Source organism: Roseobacter denitrificans OCh 114, from assembly GCF_000014045.1.
Classification (GTDB): Bacteria; Pseudomonadota; Alphaproteobacteria; order Rhodobacterales; family Rhodobacteraceae; genus Roseobacter; species Roseobacter denitrificans.
Genome location: NC_008209.1, coordinates 2095065 through 2116867, shown reverse-complemented (window position 1 = coordinate 2116867; position 21803 = coordinate 2095065). Strand labels below are relative to the sequence as shown.

General features: G+C 59.4%; 18 protein-coding genes. 14 read left to right on the top strand and 4 right to left on the bottom strand.

All coding sequences use genetic code 11. The features are described 5' to 3' along the window. Positions 1-231 precede the first annotated feature (231 nt). Complete coding sequence (locus RD1_RS10225) at positions 232-1440, bottom strand: ROK family transcriptional regulator (RefSeq protein WP_011568423.1); 1209 nt, start codon at positions 1438-1440, stop codon at positions 232-234. Between the two features lie 148 nt (positions 1441-1588). Here RD1_RS10225 and RD1_RS10220 point away from each other — a divergent pair, with 148 nt between their 5' ends. The 4 genes from RD1_RS10220 to RD1_RS10205 all read left to right on the top strand — a co-directional run bounded on the left by RD1_RS10220 (position 1589) and on the right by RD1_RS10205 (position 5166). Then, positions 1589-2605: a sugar ABC transporter substrate-binding protein gene (locus RD1_RS10220; RefSeq protein ID WP_011568422.1), complete on the top strand. Its 1017-nt coding sequence runs from the start codon at positions 1589-1591 to the stop codon at positions 2603-2605. A gap of 110 nt (positions 2606-2715) precedes the next feature. Further along, positions 2716-3777, top strand: coding sequence for an ABC transporter permease (locus RD1_RS10215; protein ID WP_011568421.1), 1062 nt, complete (start codon positions 2716-2718; stop codon positions 3775-3777). Further along, on the top strand, positions 3777-4550 hold the full coding sequence (locus RD1_RS10210; RefSeq protein ID WP_011568420.1) for an ATP-binding cassette domain-containing protein: 774 nt from the start codon (positions 3777-3779) through the stop codon (positions 4548-4550). Before RD1_RS10215 ends, RD1_RS10210 begins: the two co-directional genes overlap by 1 nt. Then, on the top strand, positions 4540-5166 hold the full coding sequence (locus RD1_RS10205) for an AAA family ATPase (RefSeq protein ID WP_011568419.1): 627 nt from the start codon (positions 4540-4542) through the stop codon (positions 5164-5166). The genes RD1_RS10210 and RD1_RS10205 overlap by 11 nt, the downstream gene beginning before the upstream one ends. Before the next feature lie 126 nt (positions 5167-5292). On the opposite strand, the gene RD1_RS10200 is transcribed toward RD1_RS10205, so the two are convergent. Beyond that, positions 5293-6072: an inositol monophosphatase family protein gene (locus tag RD1_RS10200; protein WP_011568418.1), complete on the bottom strand. Its 780-nt coding sequence runs from the start codon at positions 6070-6072 to the stop codon at positions 5293-5295. A gap of 119 nt (positions 6073-6191) precedes the next feature. Further along, positions 6192-6812: a TetR/AcrR family transcriptional regulator gene (locus RD1_RS10195; protein WP_011568417.1), complete on the bottom strand. Its 621-nt coding sequence runs from the start codon at positions 6810-6812 to the stop codon at positions 6192-6194. An 87-nt stretch (positions 6813-6899) separates the two neighbouring features. On the opposite strand from RD1_RS10195, the gene RD1_RS10190 reads away from it, so the two are divergent. From RD1_RS10190 to RD1_RS10180, 4 genes are all read left to right on the top strand, one after another. Further along, entirely contained in the window at positions 6900-8039 is a 1140-nt protein-coding gene (locus tag RD1_RS10190; protein WP_011568416.1) for an efflux RND transporter periplasmic adaptor subunit, read from the top strand. 3 nt (positions 8040-8042) lie between these two features. Beyond that, positions 8043-9953, top strand: coding sequence for an efflux RND transporter permease subunit (locus RD1_RS21285; RefSeq protein WP_245897247.1), 1911 nt, complete (start codon positions 8043-8045; stop codon positions 9951-9953). Between the two features lie 29 nt (positions 9954-9982). Beyond that, positions 9983-11167: an efflux RND transporter permease subunit gene (locus tag RD1_RS21280; protein WP_245897245.1), complete on the top strand. Its 1185-nt coding sequence runs from the start codon at positions 9983-9985 to the stop codon at positions 11165-11167. Between the two features lie 148 nt (positions 11168-11315). Beyond that, positions 11316-13538, top strand: a complete 2223-nt coding sequence (locus RD1_RS10180) for an NADP-dependent isocitrate dehydrogenase (RefSeq protein ID WP_011568415.1) — start codon at positions 11316-11318, stop codon at positions 13536-13538. 74 nt (positions 13539-13612) lie between these two features. Here RD1_RS10180 and RD1_RS10175 read toward each other — a convergent pair whose 3' ends face one another. Then, positions 13613-15019, bottom strand: coding sequence for a helix-turn-helix domain-containing protein (locus RD1_RS10175; RefSeq protein WP_011568414.1), 1407 nt, complete (start codon positions 15017-15019; stop codon positions 13613-13615). Between the two features lie 176 nt (positions 15020-15195). On the opposite strand from RD1_RS10175, the gene RD1_RS10170 reads away from it, so the two are divergent. The 6 genes from RD1_RS10170 to RD1_RS10145 all read left to right on the top strand — a co-directional run bounded on the left by RD1_RS10170 (position 15196) and on the right by RD1_RS10145 (position 21769). Further along, entirely contained in the window at positions 15196-16173 is a 978-nt protein-coding gene (locus RD1_RS10170) for a tripartite tricarboxylate transporter substrate binding protein (protein WP_011568413.1), read from the top strand. A gap of 89 nt (positions 16174-16262) precedes the next feature. Further along, on the top strand, positions 16263-16748 hold the full coding sequence (locus RD1_RS10165; protein WP_253186811.1) for a tripartite tricarboxylate transporter TctB family protein: 486 nt from the start codon (positions 16263-16265) through the stop codon (positions 16746-16748). A 12-nt stretch (positions 16749-16760) separates the two neighbouring features. After that, positions 16761-18269 (top strand): tripartite tricarboxylate transporter permease, encoded by a 1509-nt coding sequence (locus RD1_RS10160; RefSeq protein WP_011568411.1) that lies wholly within the window; start codon positions 16761-16763, stop codon positions 18267-18269. Positions 18270-18306: 37 nt separating this feature from the next. Next, on the top strand, positions 18307-19830 hold the full coding sequence (locus RD1_RS10155; RefSeq protein WP_011568410.1) for an acyl--CoA ligase: 1524 nt from the start codon (positions 18307-18309) through the stop codon (positions 19828-19830). A 115-nt stretch (positions 19831-19945) separates the two neighbouring features. Beyond that, positions 19946-20923 carry a 2-dehydropantoate 2-reductase gene (locus tag RD1_RS10150; RefSeq protein WP_011568409.1) on the top strand — a complete coding sequence of 326 codons (978 nt, stop codon included), beginning with the start codon at positions 19946-19948 and terminating at the stop codon, positions 20921-20923. 12 nt (positions 20924-20935) lie between these two features. Continuing rightward, entirely contained in the window at positions 20936-21769 is an 834-nt protein-coding gene (locus RD1_RS10145) for a universal stress protein (protein ID WP_011568408.1), read from the top strand. Positions 21770-21803 lie beyond the last annotated feature (34 nt).

The window sequence follows — 21803 nt, the reverse complement described above, 5'->3', positions numbered from 1 at the left end:
AAGGGGTCGGACGCGCAGCCAGAGTTGCATTTGCTTTTTCCGAACGGTTCTGCTGAAACGGCACCAAAATTCCCCCTTAAATAACGTTAACACTTATTAATATGTCAAAATATTCGGGTGGGAAAGTGTTAAGAATGTGCCCAACTAGGGGATGAGTTCTTAAAATTCACAATGAATTGCCTTCTTTTCACTATCACTACCGCAATAGGCTAACGGCGAGAGTCAATGCACTCAAAAGTGGCCATCTGACGCCATCGGTTTGGATACCAGAAAATACTGAGAGAAAACGGGAACGCATGCCGCACCGATGCCGCGCGCCTCGGCGCCGACCTGCCCGGCGAGAATATTCGGAAGAATGAGGCCGCGACTGTCTTCCTTGGCCACGTAAGCCGCGACAGCCTCCACCAAAGCGCTGCGCACCCAGTCCGGGATGTATCCGTCGATCAGGACGGCTTCAAAATCAATGACCGAACAGGCGGAAATGCAGGCTTGCGCAATGGCATGGGCGGTTTCATCTATCCAGGGTGTGACCTGCGCTGAAAATTTGTCCCAGTCCTGAGGCTGCGACCAAAGCTGTTTGGGGTCATGGCCCGATTGTGCCAGCCGCGTTTCGAGCACATGCAGCGATGCAATATCCAGCAGTTGCCGCGTGCGCCCCGCCTTGTCACCGACACGAAGCGGCCCAAACGCGCCCGCATTGCCCAGCTTGCCTTCATAAACCGAATTGCCCAGAACAACGCCCCCGCCGATAAACGTGGACACAAAGAAGTAGACAAAATTGTCCAACGCCTTGCCACGTCCGTAGATTTGTTCGGCCCAGCAGGCGCTGGTTGCATCATTCACCATGTAAAGCGGCAAATCGGTGAAGCCTGCGACCTCGTGTTCAAAAGAGACATCTTTCCACGACAGAAATTCCTCAGGCGTATTGCCGTCCGATGCGCCCCATTTCCAGATTTCAAAGGGCGCGGCGATCCCGATGCCGCATAGCTTGTTGGCAAGCTCCGGGCCAATCTGTTCCACTGCTTCGGAAAAAGCCGCGCGCAAAAAGGCGAAGACCTCATGCGGCAAGGCAAGATCGTACTGGATATGTTTTCTGAACAAAATCAGCCCGTTGAGGTCGGTCAGCAACACGTCACTACCGCGGCGGCCCAGTTTGCACCCAACCGAAATGGCCCCTTTGGGATTCAAGGCCATCGGTATGGATGGCTTGCCCACCCGCCCCTTGGAGGGCCGCCCCTTGGTCACGAGACCGTCGCTTTCCAGTTTACGCAAAATGACCGAAACGGTTTGGGCCGAAAGCTTGGTCTGTCGGGCGATCTCACTGCCCGGCAGTTGCCCATTCCGGTGCAGAACCGACAGAATCAAACGCTCGTTGTAGGCGCGCAACCCCTTCTGATTGGCCCCGCGATTCGACGCCCTGATGACAGGTGACTGGGTCATCCGCTCCCTCGCAAATTCGCTTCCAAGCTGCCGGAGCGGAGTTAATAAATCAAGTTTACTTATTAATTGACTCGCGCCGCGATTTAGCGCACCGTCCGGCCTCAAGCACGTCAGACAACGTGTGTACAAATTGGTTTGGGAGGATCACATGAAAAGACTTATCGCTGGCACCGCATTGGCGCTGATTGCATCCGCAAGCACCGCCGTGGCGGACGATTCCGTTTCCGCGTGCCTGATTACAAAAACAGACACGAACCCCTTCTTTGTCAAAATGCGCGAAGGCGCTGCCGCCAAGGCCGAAGAACTGGGGATTACGCTGAACTCCTATGCAGGCAAGGTCGACGGCGACCATGAAACGCAGGTCGCTGCAATCGAAACCTGCATCGCGAATGGCGCGGATGGCATTCTGCTGACAGCTTCAGACACGTCCTCGATTGTGCCTGCGGTGCAGCAGGCCCGCGACGCCGGACTGCTGGTGATCGCGCTGGATACGCCGCTTGAACCCATTGACTCAGCCGATATGACCTTTGCGACGGATAACTTTCTGGCTGGTGAATTGATTGGCAAATGGGCGGCCGCAACCTTGGGGGATGATGCAGCGAATGCGAAAATCGCCATGCTGGATCTGGCCGTGAGCCAACCCTCCGTCGGGGTTCTGCGCGATCAGGGCTTCATGACCGGCTTCGGGATCGACGTCAAAGACCCCAACCGTTGGGGTGACGAGGACGACCCGCGTATTGTTGGCCATGACGTGACCGCCGGAAACGAGGAAGGCGGGCGTCGCGCCATGGAAAACCTGCTGGCCAAGGACCCGATGATCAACGTGGTCTATACGATCAACGAACCGGCGGCAGCGGGTGCCTATGAAGCGTTGAAATCCATTGGCCGTGAAAACGACGTCTTGATCGTTTCGGTCGATGGCGGCTGCCCCGGCGTGCAGAATGTGGCGGACGGCGTGATCGGCGCGACCTCCCAGCAATATCCGCTGCTGATGGCCTCCAAGGGTATCGAGGCGATTGCGAATTGGGCCAAAGACGGCAGCAAGCCCGAAGCCACTGAAGGCAAAGGGTTCTTTGACACAGGCGTTGCCTTGGTGACGGACCAGCCCGTGGACGGTGTGGACAGCATCGACACCAAAGAGGGCATGGATCTGTGCTGGGGTTGATCCGCGGGTCGCAATAATCTTACCTGAGATAAGAGGGGGGCGCGTCTGAACCCGCCCCCCTTGGTTGTTCAAAACCAGATGTCACGGCATCTCAACAAGGAGAGACCGCAATGTCCGGACCCGACAATTACGAGGCCGCAAGCGCGGATGCCGCGAATGAAATTGCCTCGTTTGATACAGGCAAGAAGGGGATTGTCAGCCGCTTTCACCATGCGCTGCATACAACCCCTGCCCTTGTCCCGCTCATCGTCCTGCTTGCATCCATTGCCATCTTTGGCGTCTTGCTGGGCACGCGGTTCTTTTCGCCCTTCGCGCTGACGCTGATCCTGCAACAGGTGCAGATCGTCGGCATTGTGGCGGCAGCGCAAAGCCTTGTGATCCTGACCGCCGGCATTGACCTCAGCGTCGGGGCCATCGCCGTGATCTCATCGGTTGTGATGGGACAATTCAGTTTTCGCTACGGGGTGCCGGTTGAGGTTGCAATCGTCTGTGGTCTGGCGTTTGGCACAATGATCGGTGCCGTGAATGGCTGGCTGATCGCGGTGATGAAACTGCCCCCATTCATCGTGACGCTGGGCATGTGGCAAATCGTGCTGGCGGCGAATTTCCTGTATTCCGCGAATGAAACAATCCGAAGTCAGGACATCGCGGAACAGGCCCCGATGCTGCAATTGATGGGTGCGAAGTTCAATGTGGGCGGCGCGGTCTTTACCTTTGGTGTGGTCTTTATGCTGGTCCTTGTGCTGGTGCTGGCCTATGTGCTCAAACACACGGCTTGGGGGCGGCACGTCTATGCGGTGGGCGATGATCCCGAAGCTGCCGCCCTGTCCGGGGTGAATGTCAAGAAGACGCTGATTTCTGTCTATGCGCTGGCCGGTTTGATCTGCGCCTTTGCCGGATGGGCACTGATCGGGCGGATCGGCTCGGTCTCCCCCACGTCAGGACAGCTGTTGAACATCGAAAGCATCACCGCCGTGGTGATCGGGGGGATTTCGCTGTTTGGCGGGCGCGGGTCGATCCTTGGGACGTTCTTTGGCGCGCTGATCGTCGGGGTTTTCACGCTCGGCCTGCGTCTGCTCGGTGCGGATGCGCAATGGACATTCCTGCTGATCGGGGCGCTGATCATCGCCGCGGTGGCGGTTGACCAATGGATCAGGAAGGTGGCGGCATAATGGAACCGATTTTGAAGGGCCGCGGGCTGGTCAAACGCTACGGCAAGGTTACAGCGCTTGATCATTGTGACTTTGACCTGATGCCGGGCGAAATACTGGCCGTGATCGGGGACAATGGGGCGGGCAAAAGCACGCTGATCAAAGCCATGTCCGGCGCTGTGACACCGGACGAAGGCATCGTTGAACTGGAAGGCCAACAGGTGCGCTTCACCTCCCCCATTGATGCGCGTCATGCCGGTATTGAAACGGTATATCAGACACTTGCCATGTCACCGGCCCTGTCGATTGCCGACAATATGTTCATGGGGCGCGAGCTGCGCAAACCGGGGTTTCGCGGCAAGGTGCTGCGCCAGCTTGACCGCAAAAAGATGGAAGAGATCGCGCGCGAAAAGCTGTCCGAACTTGGGTTGATGACGATCCAGAACATCAATCAGGCGGTCGAGACGCTTTCGGGCGGGCAACGTCAGGGGGTGGCGGTCGCACGCGCTGCGGCGTTCGGGTCCAAGGTCATTATTCTGGACGAGCCGACCGCCGCACTTGGCGTCAAGGAAAGCCGCCGCGTGCTGGAACTTATTCAGGACGTCAAAAGCCGAGGCATCCCGATCATCCTGATCAGCCACAACATGCCGCATGTTTTCGAGGTCGCAGATCGCATTCACGTGCACCGTCTGGGCAAACGCCTCTGTGTTGTCGACCCCAAGGATCACTCCATGTCCGACGCCGTGGCCTATATGACCGGGGCCACCGTGCCGGATGGGGCGCATGCAGCTTGACTGGGATCTAGAGGCGCTGGCCGCACGGATCACGGCGCTGCCCTTTCGCAACAAAAGGCGGCTGATTGCCTTGGCTGGCCCGCCCGCAAGTGGGAAATCAACGCTCGCCGAGGCCTTGGCCGAACGCGTCCCCAACAGCTGCGCGCTGCCGATGGACGGGTTTCACCTTGACAACCGCATCCTGCGCGAACGCGGGTTGAGTGCGCGCAAGGGTGCGCCCGAGACCTTCGACGTGGCCGGATTGGCGCATCTGCTGCGCCGCCTGCTGCGGGAGGACAGCGTGGTTTACCCGCTCTTTGACCGCCATCTGGATTGCGCCGTGGCTGGCGCAGGCATCGCCGAGGCGAGTGCGACGACCGTTATTGTCGAGGGCAACTATCTGCTGCTCGACGCCCCGGAGTGGCGCGATCTGCGCCCTCTTTGGGATTTCGCGGTTTATGTGTCCGTCTCCTCCGACGTACTGCGCGCTCGCCTGTTGAAACGCTGGCACGATCACGGGTTCGCGGATGCAGATGCGCAGGCAAAGGTTGCGCAAAACGACATGCCCAACGCGCAAACCATATGTAACGCATTGCTGACCCCTGATTGCACCCTGCACCAAAAATCAACGCCCTAAAGCGACATGCGAAAAACCGCAATCACGTAACGCCGCCTGAAAACAAAGGTTTCAACACGTTACGTGCTTCTTGATGTTTCAGGTATTTCGTCAGACGCCCTAAACCGTGCCCCGGTGCTCGGCAGGCTACTTGTAGGCGGTATCCGCGATCTTCAACAGGTCATCGAAAACCGCACTTCCGCCAGCGATCACGCGTCCACCCTGTGCAATCATCTGGTTGGCGCTTTGATCCTCGATCTGCCCACCGGCTTCGGCAATCAGCAGCTGTCCGGCCAGACAATCCCAGGCGTTCATGTGCTCTTCGATATACCCAAGCAACCGTCCCGACGCCACATAGGCCAGCGACAGCGCGCCCGATGCATTGCGATGAAACACGCCACCCTTTTCCAGAATGGCCAGCACGACCTCGGCAGAGGCCTGCGCGGAAATCCGGCTTGAATAGCCGGTGCCAACGGTCCCACGGGTAATCGGCGCATCGCTCGCACAGGCCATGGGCGCACCATTCAGAGTGGCCCCCGCACCGCGATTGGCCACGAACATCTCGTTATGCACCGGATCAAAGATCACACCGATCTGCGTGCTGTCCTCGCACACGACAGCCAGCACCACCGTCCACGCCGGAATGCCGGAGATGAAATTTGTGGTCCCGTCAATCGGGTCAATGACCCAAGTGTACCCCGTCGTGGATGGCTTTGGCGCATCCTCCTCACCAACGATCCCATCATCCGGGAAAGCGGCGGTGATCAGGTTGCGAATATGTGTTTCAACCGCTTTGTCAGCCTCGGATACAAAGTCCTGCGGGCCCTTGTCTTCGATCACGAGTGATCCGAGGCGTCGAAAATACTCCAGCGCCAGTTCGCCCCCGATCCGCGCAATTTCAACGGCTGCCTGACTTCGATTGTTCACGGTCACTCTCCTTCAATACAATTGGTGCGACCCTTACAGTGAATGGGCTTCTGGTCCACCGTTTATCCGCTGAAATCAAAGAGATTTTATCACTCGGCGGGGTCTTGCCGATGGCGCGATCACCCTATGGTTGTGGTCACGACCCGCCGGGCAATGTCCTCCAGCACATGTTCCAGATCGACGGTCACTCTTTTTTCGGTCAGCTTGCCGTCTATGGTCAAAAACGACAGACCATGTACGAAACTCCACAACAGGAACGCCTGATGTTCGTCCTCAGGCGTCACCTCATCCGCGCCGCGGCAGCGCGCCACTTCTTTTTTGACGACCAGAAACGTATCATCGCCCATCGCCACGAGATCGCTGTGATCCCCGTGATCTTCGGACAGACCAAACATCAGCCGAAAAACGCCCGGTTCCGCCACCGCGAAATTGACATAGACCCGCCCCATACCAACGATGCGCCCCAACGTGCCGGGCTCGTATTTCTGCAATTCGGCAAGAAGCTGTTCGCGCTGGCGCACCATCCCTTCCATGGCGACGGCGCGCAGCATGCCGCTTTTATCCGCGAAATGTTTATAGGGCGCCGCAGTGGACACACCGGCACGGCGACAGGCCTCGGATACCGAAAAGTGATCCGGTCCTTTTTCCTCGACCAGGGCGCGCGTGGCTTCGATCAGTTGAGACCTGAGATCCCCGTGATGATAACTGCCCCGTTTTCCGGCATTTGTACTCTCTTCCATAATCCATTCTGTTTCAGAATACGTAACCCTTGTCAAAGTAAGAAGTTCTAACATATGTTAGAGGTGCTAACTTGAGTGAGAGTTGAGATGACCGGACCAACAAAGCAGACTTGGACAAGAAAGGTGTTGGGCACAACGGCGCGCATGATCCTGACCGTTAGTTTCATTGGGATCGCGGGTTTTGCTGTGGTCATGGGCGTAGGCCTTTTGAGCGACCGCGCGCGCGCTGTGCCGGAACCCGAAGCTGCCCGCCCCCTGCCCGTTCATGTGCAGACGATCGAGATGAAGCAGGGCTATACCACCCCGCGCCACTTTACCGGTCAGATCGAGGCGCGCGCAAATGTGTCCCTGTCCTTTGAATTGGGGGGGCGCATTGTCAGCCTGTCGGTCGATGAGGGCGACAGCGTCGTGGCAGGGCAGGAAATTGCCCGCCTTGATACCGATCTGCTGGATGCAGAGGCAACCCGGCTCAGCGCGTCGCGGGGCGCGGTTGCCGCACAACTCAGCTCCGCAGAGGCGCGTTTGACCCGCGCGATTGAGCTGCAACGACAAGGATTTACCAGTCAGGCGCGGCTTGATGATGCACTGGCTGCGCGCGATGAATTGACCAACCGCATCGCCGAAATCGACGCCGCACTGAAATCGGTACAGATCAATCTTGAGAAATCGGTGATCTATGCGCCTTTTGACGGGCAGGTCGGGATGCAGAACGTGGATGCTGCAGAAACCATTCAGGCCGGGCAACCCATCGTGCGGATCATGGAAACCTCCGCGCCGGAACTGCGGGTCGGCTTGCCGCTCGATATCGCTGCGGATGACCTCAGGTCGGTGGAGATCTCCCTTGGTGGCACGCTCCACCCTGCAAAACTGTCGCGCATCCGGCCTGATATCGACCCGATCACCCGAACCCGCACCGCCCTGTTTTCGCTGGAGAAACCGGGAAACCTGCTGTTCGGGCAAAGCGCATCCCTCGTCCTGCGCTCGGACATCAAGGCGCAGGGTGCCTGGGTGCCAGTTGATGCGCTGCAATCCGGTGAAGGCAGCGTCTGGACGCTGATGCTGGTGGTCGAGGACAGGCTGCAACCCGCAGCCGTGGAAATCCTTCATATCGAAGACCAGCGCGCCTATGTGCGCGGCACCTTTGAGCAGGGCAGCGTTTTCGTCACCACAGGCGCGCACCGCGTGGTGCCCGGTCAGAGCGTCAGCGTTCTGACGCAGGAGGGCTGACGCGTGGAAACGCTGACCTTTCGCCACCCCCGGCTTGTCGCGCTGATCATTCTGGTCCTTGTCTCGGCGGGGTTGTCCTCCTTCCTGTCGCTGGGCCGTCAGGAAGACCCGACCATCACCAATCTGTTTGCAACGATCACAACGCCCTTTCCCGGCGCTGATCCTGCGCGCGTCGAAACGCTGGTTACGGCGGAGATCGAAGAGGAATTGCGCGAAATCGCCGAAGTGGACGTGATCGAATCCGTGTCCCGCTCCGGTGTTTCGGTTGTGTCTGTCGAATTGTTGCAAACGCTGGATGAGGCCACCATCGAACAGGTCTGGTCGGAGGCGCGGGATGCGGTCGAGGACGCGCGCCGCAATTTTCCCGCCGGTGTCGAAGCCTCGGAATTCAACGCCGAGGGCATCTCCGCCTATTCTGCCGTCGTCGCTGTCACGTCGGATCACGATGGCGTCCCTCTCTCGATCCTGCACGATCATGCAGAGGCGCTGGCGGACCGGCTGCGCACGATCCCCTCCACGCGCGCCGTTGACCTTTTTGGCGAACCGGAGGACGAAATCCGCGTCGAGGTCGACCCCCAGCAGGCCGTTGCGCTGGGTCTGACCGCCTCGGATATCTCCGCACGTATCGCCGCCGCCGATGGCAAAGTGCAGGCGGGGCGCTTGCAAAACAGCGACGTGGACCTGACCATCAACATCTCGGGAGAAATCGAAAGGCTGGACAGGCTGGGGTCTGTCGTTCTGCGCGAGAATGAGGGCAGCGCCAGCGTCGTTCTCTCCGATATCGCGCAGATCAAGCGCACCGTCGCCGACCCGCCCGAAGAACTCGCGCTGGCCTTGGGGCGACCGGCGGTGCTGGTGGGTGTTCTGGCGCAGGATGGCGTGCAGATCGACCGCTGGATGTCTTTCGTGCGCGAAGAACTGCAAAGCGGCCAGGACGCCCTGCCCTATGGCATCACCGAAACACTGATGTTTGATCAAAGCACCTATACCGCGGACCGGCTGGCCGAGGTCGGCATGAATATGGCCATCGGCGTTTCCCTCGTTGTGGCCGTGTTGTTTGTAACGCTTGGCGTGCGGGCGGCAGCAATCGTGGCGGTGGTCTTGCCGGTTGTGTCTCTGGCGACACTGGCCAGCATGAACTTTCTCGGTCTGCCGATCCACCAGATGTCCGTCACCGGGTTGATCGTGGCACTGGGTCTCCTGGTGGACGCCGCCATCGTGATGGTCGACGAAGTACGCCAGCGTCTCGCCCGCGGGATGGAACGGATAGATGCGGTCGGTGACGCCACGCGCCGGTTGGCGGCACCGCTGCTGGCATCGACCGTCACGACCGCGCTGTCCTTCACTCCGATGATCCTGCTGCCGGGGCCTGCGGGTGATTTCGTCGGCGCCATCGCGATTGCCGTGGTGTTGATGTTGATCTGGTCGCTGTTCGTCGCCGTGACCGTCACGCCCGCACTGGCCGGTCGTTTCATGAAACGTGGCACGGGCAGTGGCCTGTCCATCCCCGTGCTGGGCCGCGCGTTTCACAAGACCATTCAATGGTCCGTCACCCACCCTGTAAAATCCATTGCGCTGGCCCTGATCCTGCCAGCCATGGGCTTTGGCGCTTTCCCGACGCTGACCGCGCAGTTCTTTCCCGGCGTTCAGAGGGATCAGTTTTATATCGAAGTGGAAATGCCCCCCGGCACGGCGATTTCTGAAACGGCAGAGATAGCCGCGGCAATTGATGCGCGTCTTGCGGCACAACAGGGCATTGATCGCGTCTACTGGTCGATCGGAAAATCCGGCCCTGCGTTTTACTACAACATCACCAGTGGCCGCTCGTCAGAGCCCGGATATGCGCAGGCCATGGTCAAGACCACGGACGCCTACGCCGCTGAACGGTTGGTGCCAGAGGTGCACAGGCCCTGAACCGCGCGCACCCCAAGGCCCGCATCATCGTGCGCGACCTCATTCAGGGCCCGCCCGTTGCCGCCCCGGTCGAAATCCGGCTGGTCGGCCCGGATCTTGATGTGTTGCGCGCTCTGGGCGATCAGGCGCGCGCGCTGATGGCCGATTTGCCGCTTGTGACACAGGTCCGCTCCGGCGTGACGGGGGGTGCGCCGCAACTGCGCTTTGAGATTGATGAGACCGCCGCACGGCTGCTGGGGCTGAATGTCACCGATATTGCAGCGCAGCTTCAGGCCGCTTTGGTTGGCGTGACGGGGGGCAGTATGGTCGAAGGCACCGACCAAATGCCGATCCGCGTCCGCCTCACTGACGCCGTGCAGGGCGAAATATCCGCCATGGCGGACCTGCCGATTCTGATGCCAAATGCGGCTGAGCTTTCCGCGCAGGGGCTTTACCCGGCGGTGCCACTGTCGGAACTGGCCCGCCCTGTGGTTGAGGCGGCAGAAAGCGTCATAACCCGGCGCAACGGGGAACGCGTCAACACCGTGCAGGCCTATATCGTGCCCGGCGTCTTACCCGAAGAGGCGCTGCAATCCGTGCTCGCCTCGCTTGAGGCTGCGGGTTTCGAAACCCCCGCCGGCTACCGCATTGAACTGGGCGGCGATTCCGATGCGCGGTCAGACACGATTGGCAATCTGCTCGCCTCTGTCGGGCTGATTGTGACACTGACGATTGCCACGATTGCGCTGACGTTCAATTCGTTCCGCCTGACAGCGGTGGCCCTGATCGTGTGCGTCCTGTCTGCCGGATTGTCGATGCTGGCCCTTGCCGTGATGCAATTTCCTTTTGGCATCAATGCAATCATCGGCGTGATCGGCTCCATCGGTGTGTCGATCAATGCCGCGATCATAATCCTAACGGGCCTCAAGGGAAACGCACGCGCCGCGATGGGCGATACTGAGGCCATGGCGCAAGTCGTCACCGGGTCCAGTCGGCACATTATCTCAACGACGATCACGACCTTTGGCGGGTTTTTACCGCTGATCCTGGCGGGCGGCGGGTTCTGGCCACCTTTTGCCGTGGCGATTGCCGGGGGTGTTCTGCTGTCCGCCGTTGTTTCGTTCTACTTCGTCCCGCCGATGTTTGCGCTGCTCTATGCCCGCCGTCAAAAATCGCAGGACGCAAGCCAAACAGGGACGCTGACGGATGCGCCGCGCCCGCTGGCCGCGCAGTAGTCGTGCCGATTCCGCTGTGACTGGCGTCACGATTGCTCAATTGTATACCATGGGGTGCGGCGTATCCGCTCTGTTACCGCAACACGCTGTGGACCTGCGCAGAACGGTCGGTTAATCAACGCCAACTGACATGAAAGGCTTGGAATCTATGTCCGATACAACCACTCCCGACATCATCTACACCAAAGTTGACGAGGCACCGCAGCTCGCATCCGCGTCGCTTCTGCCGATCATCCGCAAGTTCGCAGCCGCCGCCGGCGTTTCGGTGGGGGTCAAGGATATCTCGCTCGCCGGGCGCATCCTCGCCGCATTCCCCGAGCATTTGTCAGCCGATCAACGCCAAAGCGATGATTTGGCGGAACTGGGTAAACTGGTGAAGACACCAGATGCCAATGTCATCAAACTGCCGAATATTTCCGCCTCGGTCCCGCAACTGGTCGCTGCGATCGAGGAACTGCAAGCGCAAGGATACCCGGTGCCGGACTATCCGGAAAACCCGCAGACAGAGGCCGACAAGGACGCGCGCGCGCGCTACGACACGATCAAGGGGTCCGCAGTCAACCCGGTGCTGCGCGAAGGAAACTCGGACCGTCGTGCCGCAGTTGCCGTGAAGAATTACGCCCAATCCAACCCGCATTCCATGGGCGCATGGTCGAAAGACAGCAAAACCCGCGTCAGCACCATGAGCGCCAATGACTTTCGATCCAATGAAACATCCGTGACCCTGAGTGCCGCGCAGGCAGGCCCTGCCAAGATCGAACTGATCGGCGCGGATGGTGCCGTGACAGTGCTGAAAGACGGCATTGATTTTCCGGCAGGCACAGTGGTCGATGCCACCTTCATGTCTGCCAAGGCGCTCTCGGCTTTCCTCGAGGCACAGATTGAGGCCACCAAGGCAGAGGGTACGTTGTTCTCGATCCACCTCAAAGCCACGATGATGAAGGTGTCCGACCCGATCATCTTTGGTCATGCGGTCAAAGCCTATCTGAAACCGATCTTTGCCGAATATGGCGATGCTTTTGCTGCGGCCGGAATTGATGCAAACTCCGGTATGGGCGAGGTGCTGGACCGCATCAAGGACTTGCCGCAAGGTGCTGAAATCCTGTCGAAAGTGGATGCGCTGATGCAGCAGCAGCCCCCGATGTACATGGTGAATTCCGACAAGGGCATCACCAATTTGCACGTCCCCTCCGATGTGATCATCGACGCCTCCATGCCCGCGCTGATCCGTGCCGGCGGCAAAGGCTGGGGGCCGGACGGGGCCGAAGCGGATGCAAATTGCGTCATTCCTGACAGCTCCTATGCGGCGGTCTATGAGGAATCGGTGAATTTCTGCAAGACCAATGGCGCGATCGACCCTGCCACTGTGGGCACCGTGCAAAACGTGGGCCTGATGGCGCAAAAGGCCGAGGAATACGGCTCGCACCCGACCACTTTCGAAATCCCCCATGACGGGACGGTGCGCATGAGCGCCGCCAACGGTGATGTTCTGCACGAACATACGGTCGAGGCTGGCGACATCTGGCGTTCCGCCTCCACCCGCCAGGCCCCGATCGAGGACTGGGTACAACTGGCGATCGACCGCCAGAAGGCCGAAGGGTGTCAGGCGATCTTCTGGCTCGACGAAGATCGCGCCCACGATGCGGAGCTGATCGCCTATGTGAAACCCTTGCTTGCCGCTGCGGGGGCCACCGACAAATTCCAGATCCTCGCCCCCCGCGAGGCCACACGCCTGTCCTTTGAAACCATTGCCAAGGGCGAAAACAGCATTGCCGTCACCGGCAACGTGCTGCGCGACTATCTGACGGACCTGTTCCCGATCCTTGAGTTGGGCACATCGGCCAAGATGTTGTCGATCGTGAAACTGATGCAGGGCGGTGGTCTGTTTGAGACCGGTGCAGGTGGGTCAGCCCCAAAGCACGTGCAGCAACTGGTCGAGGAAAACCACCTGCGCTGGGACAGCCTTGGTGAATTCTGCGCCTTGGGGGAAAGCCTGAAGTTTCTGGCAGACGTCAAAGGCAACGAAAAGGCCCGCGTGCTCGGAAAGGCCGTAGACGTGGCGACCCAAGGCATTCTGGATCACAACAAATCACCCGGCCGCCGGGTTGGTCAGCCCGACAACCGCGACAGCCACTTCTATTTTGCGCTCTATTGGGCGCAGGCACTGGCCGCGCAGACCGACGATGCGGAACTTGCAGCCAGTTTTGCGCCCATCGCAGCGGCACTGGCCGAGAATGAGGCCGCGATTGTGGCTGATTTTGCCAAAGTACAGGGCGCGCCTGCCGACATCGGTGGCTATTTTCACACCGATGACGCCAAGACCGCTGCCGTGATGCGACCGTCACAGGTTCTGAACAAAATTCTGGCCTGAGCCACGAATTGACCGCTGAAAAAGCCCCGGCGCGCGACATCGCCGGGGCTTTTTTTGTACCCAGCCCGGTTCTGTCAACTTTCGTACCGGGTGGAGCCGCGCCGGTTGGCATCCACCGGCAGGTTGACATGCAAGGGCTCATGCGCGCGTTCCGAACAGGCCTGACGCGGGCAAATGTGACAGTTGATGCCGATTTTAGCGATGTTGGCACGGTCTTCGATGTTCAGCGGGGCCGCATAGCCGATCTGATCCACATGCGCGCGTTCGCACCCCAAGGTCACAACGCGCCGCCGGTCCGGCGTGTGGCGACTGACCACAGGCCGGTCTGAGGTGCGGCTGATGGTGAAAAACTGCCCGGCATCCGGCAGTTCGACCATTTGCGCCACGATACGCCCCGGCGAGATGAAGGCGCTGTGGATGTTCCATACCGGACAGGAACCGCCCTGCTCCGCAAGGGTGAAGGCGGTGGCATTGAAGCGTTTCGTCACATTGCCCGATGTATCGGTGCGCAAAAAGAAAAACGGTACGCCCTGCGCCCCCTTGCGTTGTAGCGTGGTGAGCCGTTGGCACGCTTGCTCAAAGGACACGCCAAAGGTGGTCGCGATCCGGTCTATGTCATACTGCGTGTCTCGTGCGACCCGCAGCACATCGTCATAGGGCATCATGAAGGCCGCGGCGAAGTAGTTGGCCAGTTCCACCCGGCAACGCGCCTGACCCTTTTGCGTCGGAATTTGCGCGCTGGCGGATAACTTATCCAGCAATCCCGCACAGCTGACCAGCGCCAGAACATGGGCCAGCTGGAAATTCCGGTTGATCTGATCCAGCGCCTCGGAAAGCTCAACGCGCCCCTGATCTTCGGCGAAAATGCGCAGGGCCTCGGGCATCTTGTCCACACCCATGATCTCCACCTCAATACCAAAGGCATTTTTGAGGTGCCGTTTGAGGTTGCCGTAAATGTCGTCCTGCCGCCCACCCACAGCACTGCGGGCCGAATCCGCCGCCAGTTCGAGATCGCTGAAATAATTGGCGTGGTTGCGAAAAAAATCATAGATCGCCGTTTCCGGCGAGGTCACCATCATCTCCGCAACGCCACCGGCTGCGGTGACACTGCGCATGTTGTCGCGCAGTTTCGCGTGATTGCGATAAAGCTGCAAAAACAGATCGACCAGTTTGGGCGCATGGTCCAGCGCTGCGCGCATTTCCTGTAAATCCGGCGTATCGCCTTCGAAAATCGGGTCGCGCACCGCTGTGCGCAGATCGGCCAGATGCGTGATTTCGCTGTCATTGACCAGGCTGCGCCAATCAATGCCGTAGCTTTCGGTCAGTTCCATCAACATCTTGACGGACAGGCTGCGCTGGTTGTTCTCAAGCAGGTTGATATAGGCGGCGGAGACACCAAGCTGGCGCGCCATTTCTGCCTGCGTGTGATTAAACGACCGCCTGAGTTGTCGCAACTGCGGTCCGACAAGTGTTTTACTCATATTAACAAGTTTACAAGAAATAATTTCGTTAATGCAATAATTAACATCCGAACACGTATTTTCGTGAAATAATATTTCGCGGGTCTATGTAGCTTCGTCAGGTAAGGTACGCGACAGCCTTTCTCAACGCTTTCATAAGGGGTGCATGCCCCGTTTGGTCTTAGGGAGGACACTACATGACTAACAGATTTACACGGCGTATCGCGCTCGCCATGGCAGCCACCGCGGCGCTGATGACGGCAGCCCCCGCCATCGCTGGCGACTGGAAGCCGCAAAAACCGGTCGAGATGGTCATCATGGCCGGTCAGGGTGGTGGTGCGGACCGTCTGGCGCGTCTGTTCCAGTCGATCATCCAAAAGGAAAACCTTGCCTCCATGCCGATCCTGCCGGTGAACAAGGGCGGCGGGTCCGGCGCTGAAGCGCTGCGCTATCTCAAGGACAAAGAAGGCGACAACCATGTCATCATGGCGACGCTCAACAGCTATTACACAACCCCCCTGCGCACGGACATCGGTGTCGATATCGAAGAGTTCACGCCAGTGGCGCGTATGGCGCTCGACACATTCGTGCTCTGGGTAAACGCCGACAGCGACATCAAAACGCTGGATGACTATGTGGCTGCGGTCAAGGACGCGGGTGGCACATGGAAAATGGGCGGCACCGGCACAGGCCAGGAAGACAGCCTCGTCACGGCGATGCTTGAGAAGGAATTCGGGATCGAAGTCACATACGTGCCCTTCAAAGGTGGCGGCGATGTTGCCAAGAACCTTGTCGGTGGGCACATCGACAGTTCCGTGAACAACCCCTCCGAAGCGCTCGGTTTTTACAATGCGGGCAAGGTACGCCCCATCGCGGCCTTCACGCCCGAGCGGATTTCGGTCTTTCCCGACACGCCCACCATGGGAGAGTTGGGCCATGATCTGGTCTATTGGATGCAGCGTTCCTTCGTAGCTCCCAAAGGCATGGATCCGGCAGCGGTTGCTTATTACACAAAGATGTTTGAAAACCTCGCCGCCTCGGAAGAGTGGCAGACATACACGCAGGAAAAAGCCCTGATGGCGGACTTCCTGACCGGTGATGAGCTGCAGGCCTATTTCATCGAAGAGCGTGCAAAACATGCCGACCTGCTGAGCTCCATGAACGAAGGTTCCTAATTCGATTATCCTCGGACACGAGCCGGAAGGGGGCGCGCAGGTGCCCCCTTTTCCTACCCTTCTGAAATGCAAAGAGATACCTCATGTTAATGGCTGACAGAGTGATCGCCGGGGCCATAATGGCCCTTTCCCTGTACTTCATGTGGCACGCATCGGAGCTGTCCATTGGCTGGAACGGAATGACCGGCGGGCCGGGCGGCGGGGCCTTCCCGTTCTGGCTCTCGGCGATCATGTTTGTCTGCGCCGCAGGTATTCTGGTCCGGAGCCTGCGGGGCAAGACCGACTATTCAGGCAACTTCTTTGACCCTGAAACGCTCTCCTGGGTGGTCAGCGTCGCAGTTGCACTCACGATCACAATTGCGCTGATGCCCGTGGCGGGCGCCTACATCGCACTGCCGCTCTTCATGTTCTGGTATCTCAAGATCTTTGGCAGACACGGCTGGACCCTGACAGCGTCCCTTTGCATCTGCACGCCGATCTTCCTGTTCTTTTTCTTCGAAGTCACTCTGAAGATCCTGTTGCCCAAGGGCCTGACAGAGCCACTCTTTTTCCCGCTCTACGCGATGTTCTTCTAGGAAAGCAGAACCATGGAACTCATCGGTCATCTGGCGGACGGCTTTGCCACGTCCCTCTCGCCGCTCAACCTCTTTATCGTGATCATCGGCGTCACAGCCGGGCTTTTCATCGGCGCTATGCCGGGTCTTGGCTCGGTCAATGGTGTGGCCATTGTGCTGCCCATGACGTTTATCGTGCCGCCCTCCTCGGCCATCATCCTGCTGTGCGCCATCTATTATGGCGCCATGTATGGCGGCGCGATCAGTTCGATCCTGCTGGGCATCCCGGGCGCTTCCACGGCCGTGGCGACAACATTTGATGGACGACCCATGGCGCAACAGGGCCGCGCGGGTCTGGCGCTGATTGCGGCGGCTGTTGCTTCCTTTGTGGGCGGTACGATCTCGGTGATCCTGTTCACGCTGTTTGCCGCCCCTTTGGCCGATGTGGCGCTCGCCTTCGGCCCTGCTGAGGAGTTCGCGCTGGTCCTGCTTGCCTTCACCACATTCGTGGGCCTCGGTGGGGATGACATCCTGAAGACCATCATCATGATCTGTCTCGGTCTTGCGCTTTCCACTGTTGGGCTGGATCTGATCTCCGGTGATCCAAGGCTGATTTTCTTTGACCAGCCGGGCTTTTACTCAGGCGTCAGCTTTCTGGTGCTGGCTATCGGCATCTATGGCGTCGGCGAAATTCTCTATACCATCGAAACATCAAAATCCGCCCCCTCCGTCACGCCGGCAAGACTGACGTTCCGCGATCTGTGGTTTGGCATCAAAGAGGTAGGCAAACTCTGGAAAACCCTCGGTTTTGGCTCTTCCATGGGCTTCTTCGTCGGCATGCTGCCCGCCGCCGGGGCCACGCCTGCCGCGCTGATGTCCTATGGTCTGTCCAAACTGATGTCCAAACAACCAGAGACCTTTGGCAAGGGCAATATCGAGGGCGTCGCCTCGCCTGAAACGGCCAACAACGCCGCCTCGACCGGATCGCTGCTGCCGATGCTGACCCTGGGGATTCCCGGCTCTCCGACCACGGCCTTGTTGCTGGGCGGGATGGTCATGTGGGGGCTTGTGCCCGGGCCGATGTTGTTCATCGAACAGCCCGATTTCGTCTGGGGTCTGATTTCCTCGCTGTACACGGCGAACCTTGCCGCGGTGCTGGTCAACCTCGCGCTGATCCCGGTCTTTGTCTGGGCGCTGAGGATGCCGTTCACTGTTTTGTGCACGCTTGTTCTGGTGCTCTGCATCGTCGGGGGATTTGCGCCGAGCCAGAAAATGCATGACGTCTGGCTGATCATCGGCTTTGGCGTTGCGGGGTATCTGTTGCGCAAGGCGGAATACCCGATGGCACCGCTGGTGCTGGCCCTCGTGCTGGGTCCGCTGATGGAAAAGAGCTTCCGTCAAACCCTCATCTCGGAGCAGGGCAACATGATGGCCTTTATCGAACGGCCCTTGTCTGGCACCTTTATCGCCATCAGTGTGGTGTTCTTCTTGCTGCCCTTGCTCAAGTACGTCAAAAAGGCGAACCGTGCGCAAAAGGCTTGATCGGAGCCGGAAGTCAAATAAACCAAGGATTATTACGATGCATACAACAGTGTCTGGTTTCATCGCCGCTCATGCAGATGACGCGCCCGCGCTTGGATCGCCGACAGCGGCGTGGCTGAGTTATGGGGGCTTGCGTGAGTTGAGCACAAATGTGCGCGACGCACTGCACGGGTTCGGCATTGGCCGGGGCGACCGCGTTGCCATCGTGCTGCCCAATGGGCCCGAAATGGCCGCCTCTTTCATCACCGTAGCACAGGTCGCAGTCACCGCCCCTCTGAACCCTGCCTACCGCGAGGATGAATACGTTTTCTACCTTGAGGACCTGCAGGCCAAAGCGCTGATGGTCATGGCAGGCGACGAAGGGCCCGCCGTTGCGGCAGCTCGCCGATTGAACATCGCCATTCTGCGCGTCAGCGTCCCTGATGGCGCTGACGCCGGCCGTTTCGAGTTGTCCTCGGACGCGACCGGTCAGGCCGACACAGCCGCACCCGGCCCGGATGATGTGGCGTTGATCCTGCATACGTCCGGAACGACATCGCGACCGAAAATCGTACCGCTCCTGCAATCCAATGTCGCCGCCTCGGCAGAACACATTCGCGCATCGCTCGACCTGACACCCAAGGATCGCTGCATGAACGTCATGCCGCTGTTTCACATTCACGGGCTGCTTGCCGCTGTTTCCGCGACGCTTGCGGCGGGGGCCTCGGTCTGGTGCACCCCCGGTTTTGACGCCCTCAAGTTCTTCGGCTGGATGCGCGATGCCAAACCGACCTGGTACACCGCCGTTCCCACAATGCATCAGGCGATCCTGACGCGCGCGGGGCGCAATGCAGAGATCATCGAAAATGTGCCCCTGCGGTTCCTGCGGTCGTCCTCTGCCTCGCTGCCTGCGCAAGTCATGCATGCGCTGACCGAGACCTTTGGCGCGCCGGTGATCGAAGGCTACGGCATGACGGAAGCCGCGCATCAGATGGCGTCAAACCCTCTGCCCCCGCGCGCGCAAAAACCGGGTGCCGTCGGAATTGAAGCCGGCCCGAAGGTGCGCATCGCCCATGAGATCGAGGATCGCTTGACCGAAGGCACCGGCGAGGTTGTCATTTCCGGCCCCAACGTCACGCCCGGGTATGAAGGCAACCCCGAAGCCAACGCCAAGAGTTTCTTCGAGGCCGATGGCGACCGCTGGTTCCGCACCGGGGATCAGGGGGCGTTTGACGAGGATGGATACCTGCATCTGACCGGACGCCTGAAGGAGATCATCAACCGCGGCGGTGAAAAGATCAGCCCCCTCGAAGTGGACGGCGTTCTGCTGGATCATCCGGCGATTGCACAGGTGGTCACCTTTGCCCTGCCCCATCCGAAACTCGGCGAAGAGGTTGCAGCCGCAGTTGTATTGAAAGCGGAAGCGACCGAACGCGACATTCGCAATTTTGCCGCTGAACGGATGGCCGATTTCAAAGTACCGCGCAAAGTGATCATTCTGGATGAAATTCCCAAAGGGGCCACCGGCAAGATGCAGCGGATCGGGATGGCGGAAAAGCTCGGCCTTGTCGAAAGCGCCTGACCGGGTACTTTGCAAAATGCGCTGATCAGCTTTGCAAAGTTGATCAGCGCAGTTAAGCCCCTGTTATAGCTGCAATACCACCAGCGCGGCTCAGGGGATTTGAAGGAAAAACACCATGAAGATTTGCATATTCGGAGCGGGCGCCATAGGCGGCTATATGGGCGTAAAACTCGCACAGGCTGGCGCGGACGTCAGTCTCGTCGCGCGGGGCCCACACCTTGCGGCCATGCAGGAAAAGGGCCTGACGCTGATCGAGGAAAGCGGCGAAAGCACCGTCAAGGTCACCGCCTCTGACAACCCGTCGGACCTTGGGCCGCAGGATTACGTGATCGTCACGCTCAAGGCCCATTCTGTCCCGCCTGTGGTGGATAAAATGCAGCCGCTGATCGGTGAGAACACGACCATCGTCAGCGGCGTGAACGGCGTGCCGTGGTGGTATTTCCACAAAATCGGCGGCCCACTGGAAGGCACACGACTCAGCACCGTGGACCCGGGCAATGCACAATGGGACGGGTTCGGTCCGGACCGCGTGCTCGGCTGCGTGGTCTATCCCGCCGCCGAAGTGTCCGAACCCGGCACGATCAAGCACATCGAGGGCAACCGCTTTTCCCTCGGCGAACCGGATGGATCAAAGTCCGACCGCGCCTTGGCCTTGTCAAAAGCGCTCGCATCTGCAGGGCTGAAGGCCCCCGTGCGCCCCCGCCTGCGCGACGAAATCTGGGTCAAGCTATGGGGCAACCTGTCTTTCAACCCGATTTCTGCGCTCACCCATGCAACGCTGGATGTGTTGTGCACAGATCCCGGCACCCGTGCCGTTGCGCGCGGCATGATGGTCGAAGCGCAGGAAATCGCAGAAAAACTTGGCGTGAAATTCCCGATTGATGTGGATCGTCGCATCGACGGGGGGGCGGCTGTGGGCGCGCATCGCACATCTATGCTGCAAGACCTCGATGCTGGTCGCCCGATGGAAATCGATGCCCTGCTCGGCTCGGTACATGAATTGGGCAAGGTGACGCAGACGCCGACGCCCACGATTGATACGGTGCTTGCGCTGACCAAATTGCGCGCGAAAACGGCCGGGCTCTACGCCTGAGGGAGGGTCGCTATGTCCATCAAGAACATTCTTGTCGCCTATAACGGCCTGCCCGGATCCGGTGCGGCCCTGCACGGCGCGGTCACGATGCAGAAGTTTTTCGATGCGCATCTGACCGGCCTGTTTGCGCATGGTGGCTCTCAACTCTCCAGCCAGATCAAACCCTGGATGCCCAAGCGGGTCAAAGAGGCGATCATGGAGGTCGAGAACCAGTCGAATGAGGAAATAGAGAATAGTTTCAGAGAGATATGCGCCGACGTTCCAGCAGATAAACTGCATTGGATCGACAGCGACGGGCCGGTTCAGCAAACGGTGGCAAGCTATGCCCGCCTGTTTGATCTCACGGTCATTGGCATGCATGAGACATCCGATAAACCCGGTCAGTCGCATATCGAAATCTACCCCGACCGGGTCACATTCGACAGCGGGCGCCCGGTGATGATCTTTCCCGCCGGGTATCGCGGCTCGGTTTTCAACAACAAGGCTGTGGTCGCATGGGATGGCGGACGGGCGGCGGCGCGCGCACTGGCGGATGCGATGCAAATCCTTGAGACCGAAGTTTCGGTGGAAATCGTATCCGTGGGCCGCTCGCCGCTCGCAGGCAGCCTGCCCGGTCTGAATGTCGAAATGGTGCTTGATCGCCACGACGTGAATGTGTCGATCAAGCAGCTTGATCGTACTGGCAAAACCATCGCCGACACGCTGGTGGACTATTGTGAAACGTCAGGGGCGGGCTTGCTGATCATGGGGGCCTATGAGCACTCGCCTTTGCGCGAGGGCCTGATCGGCGGTGTGACGCATGACATCGCGTTGCACGCAAAAATCCCGGTTCTGATGAGCCACTGACTTATCGAATATAGAAATGGCACCGGGCACGCAT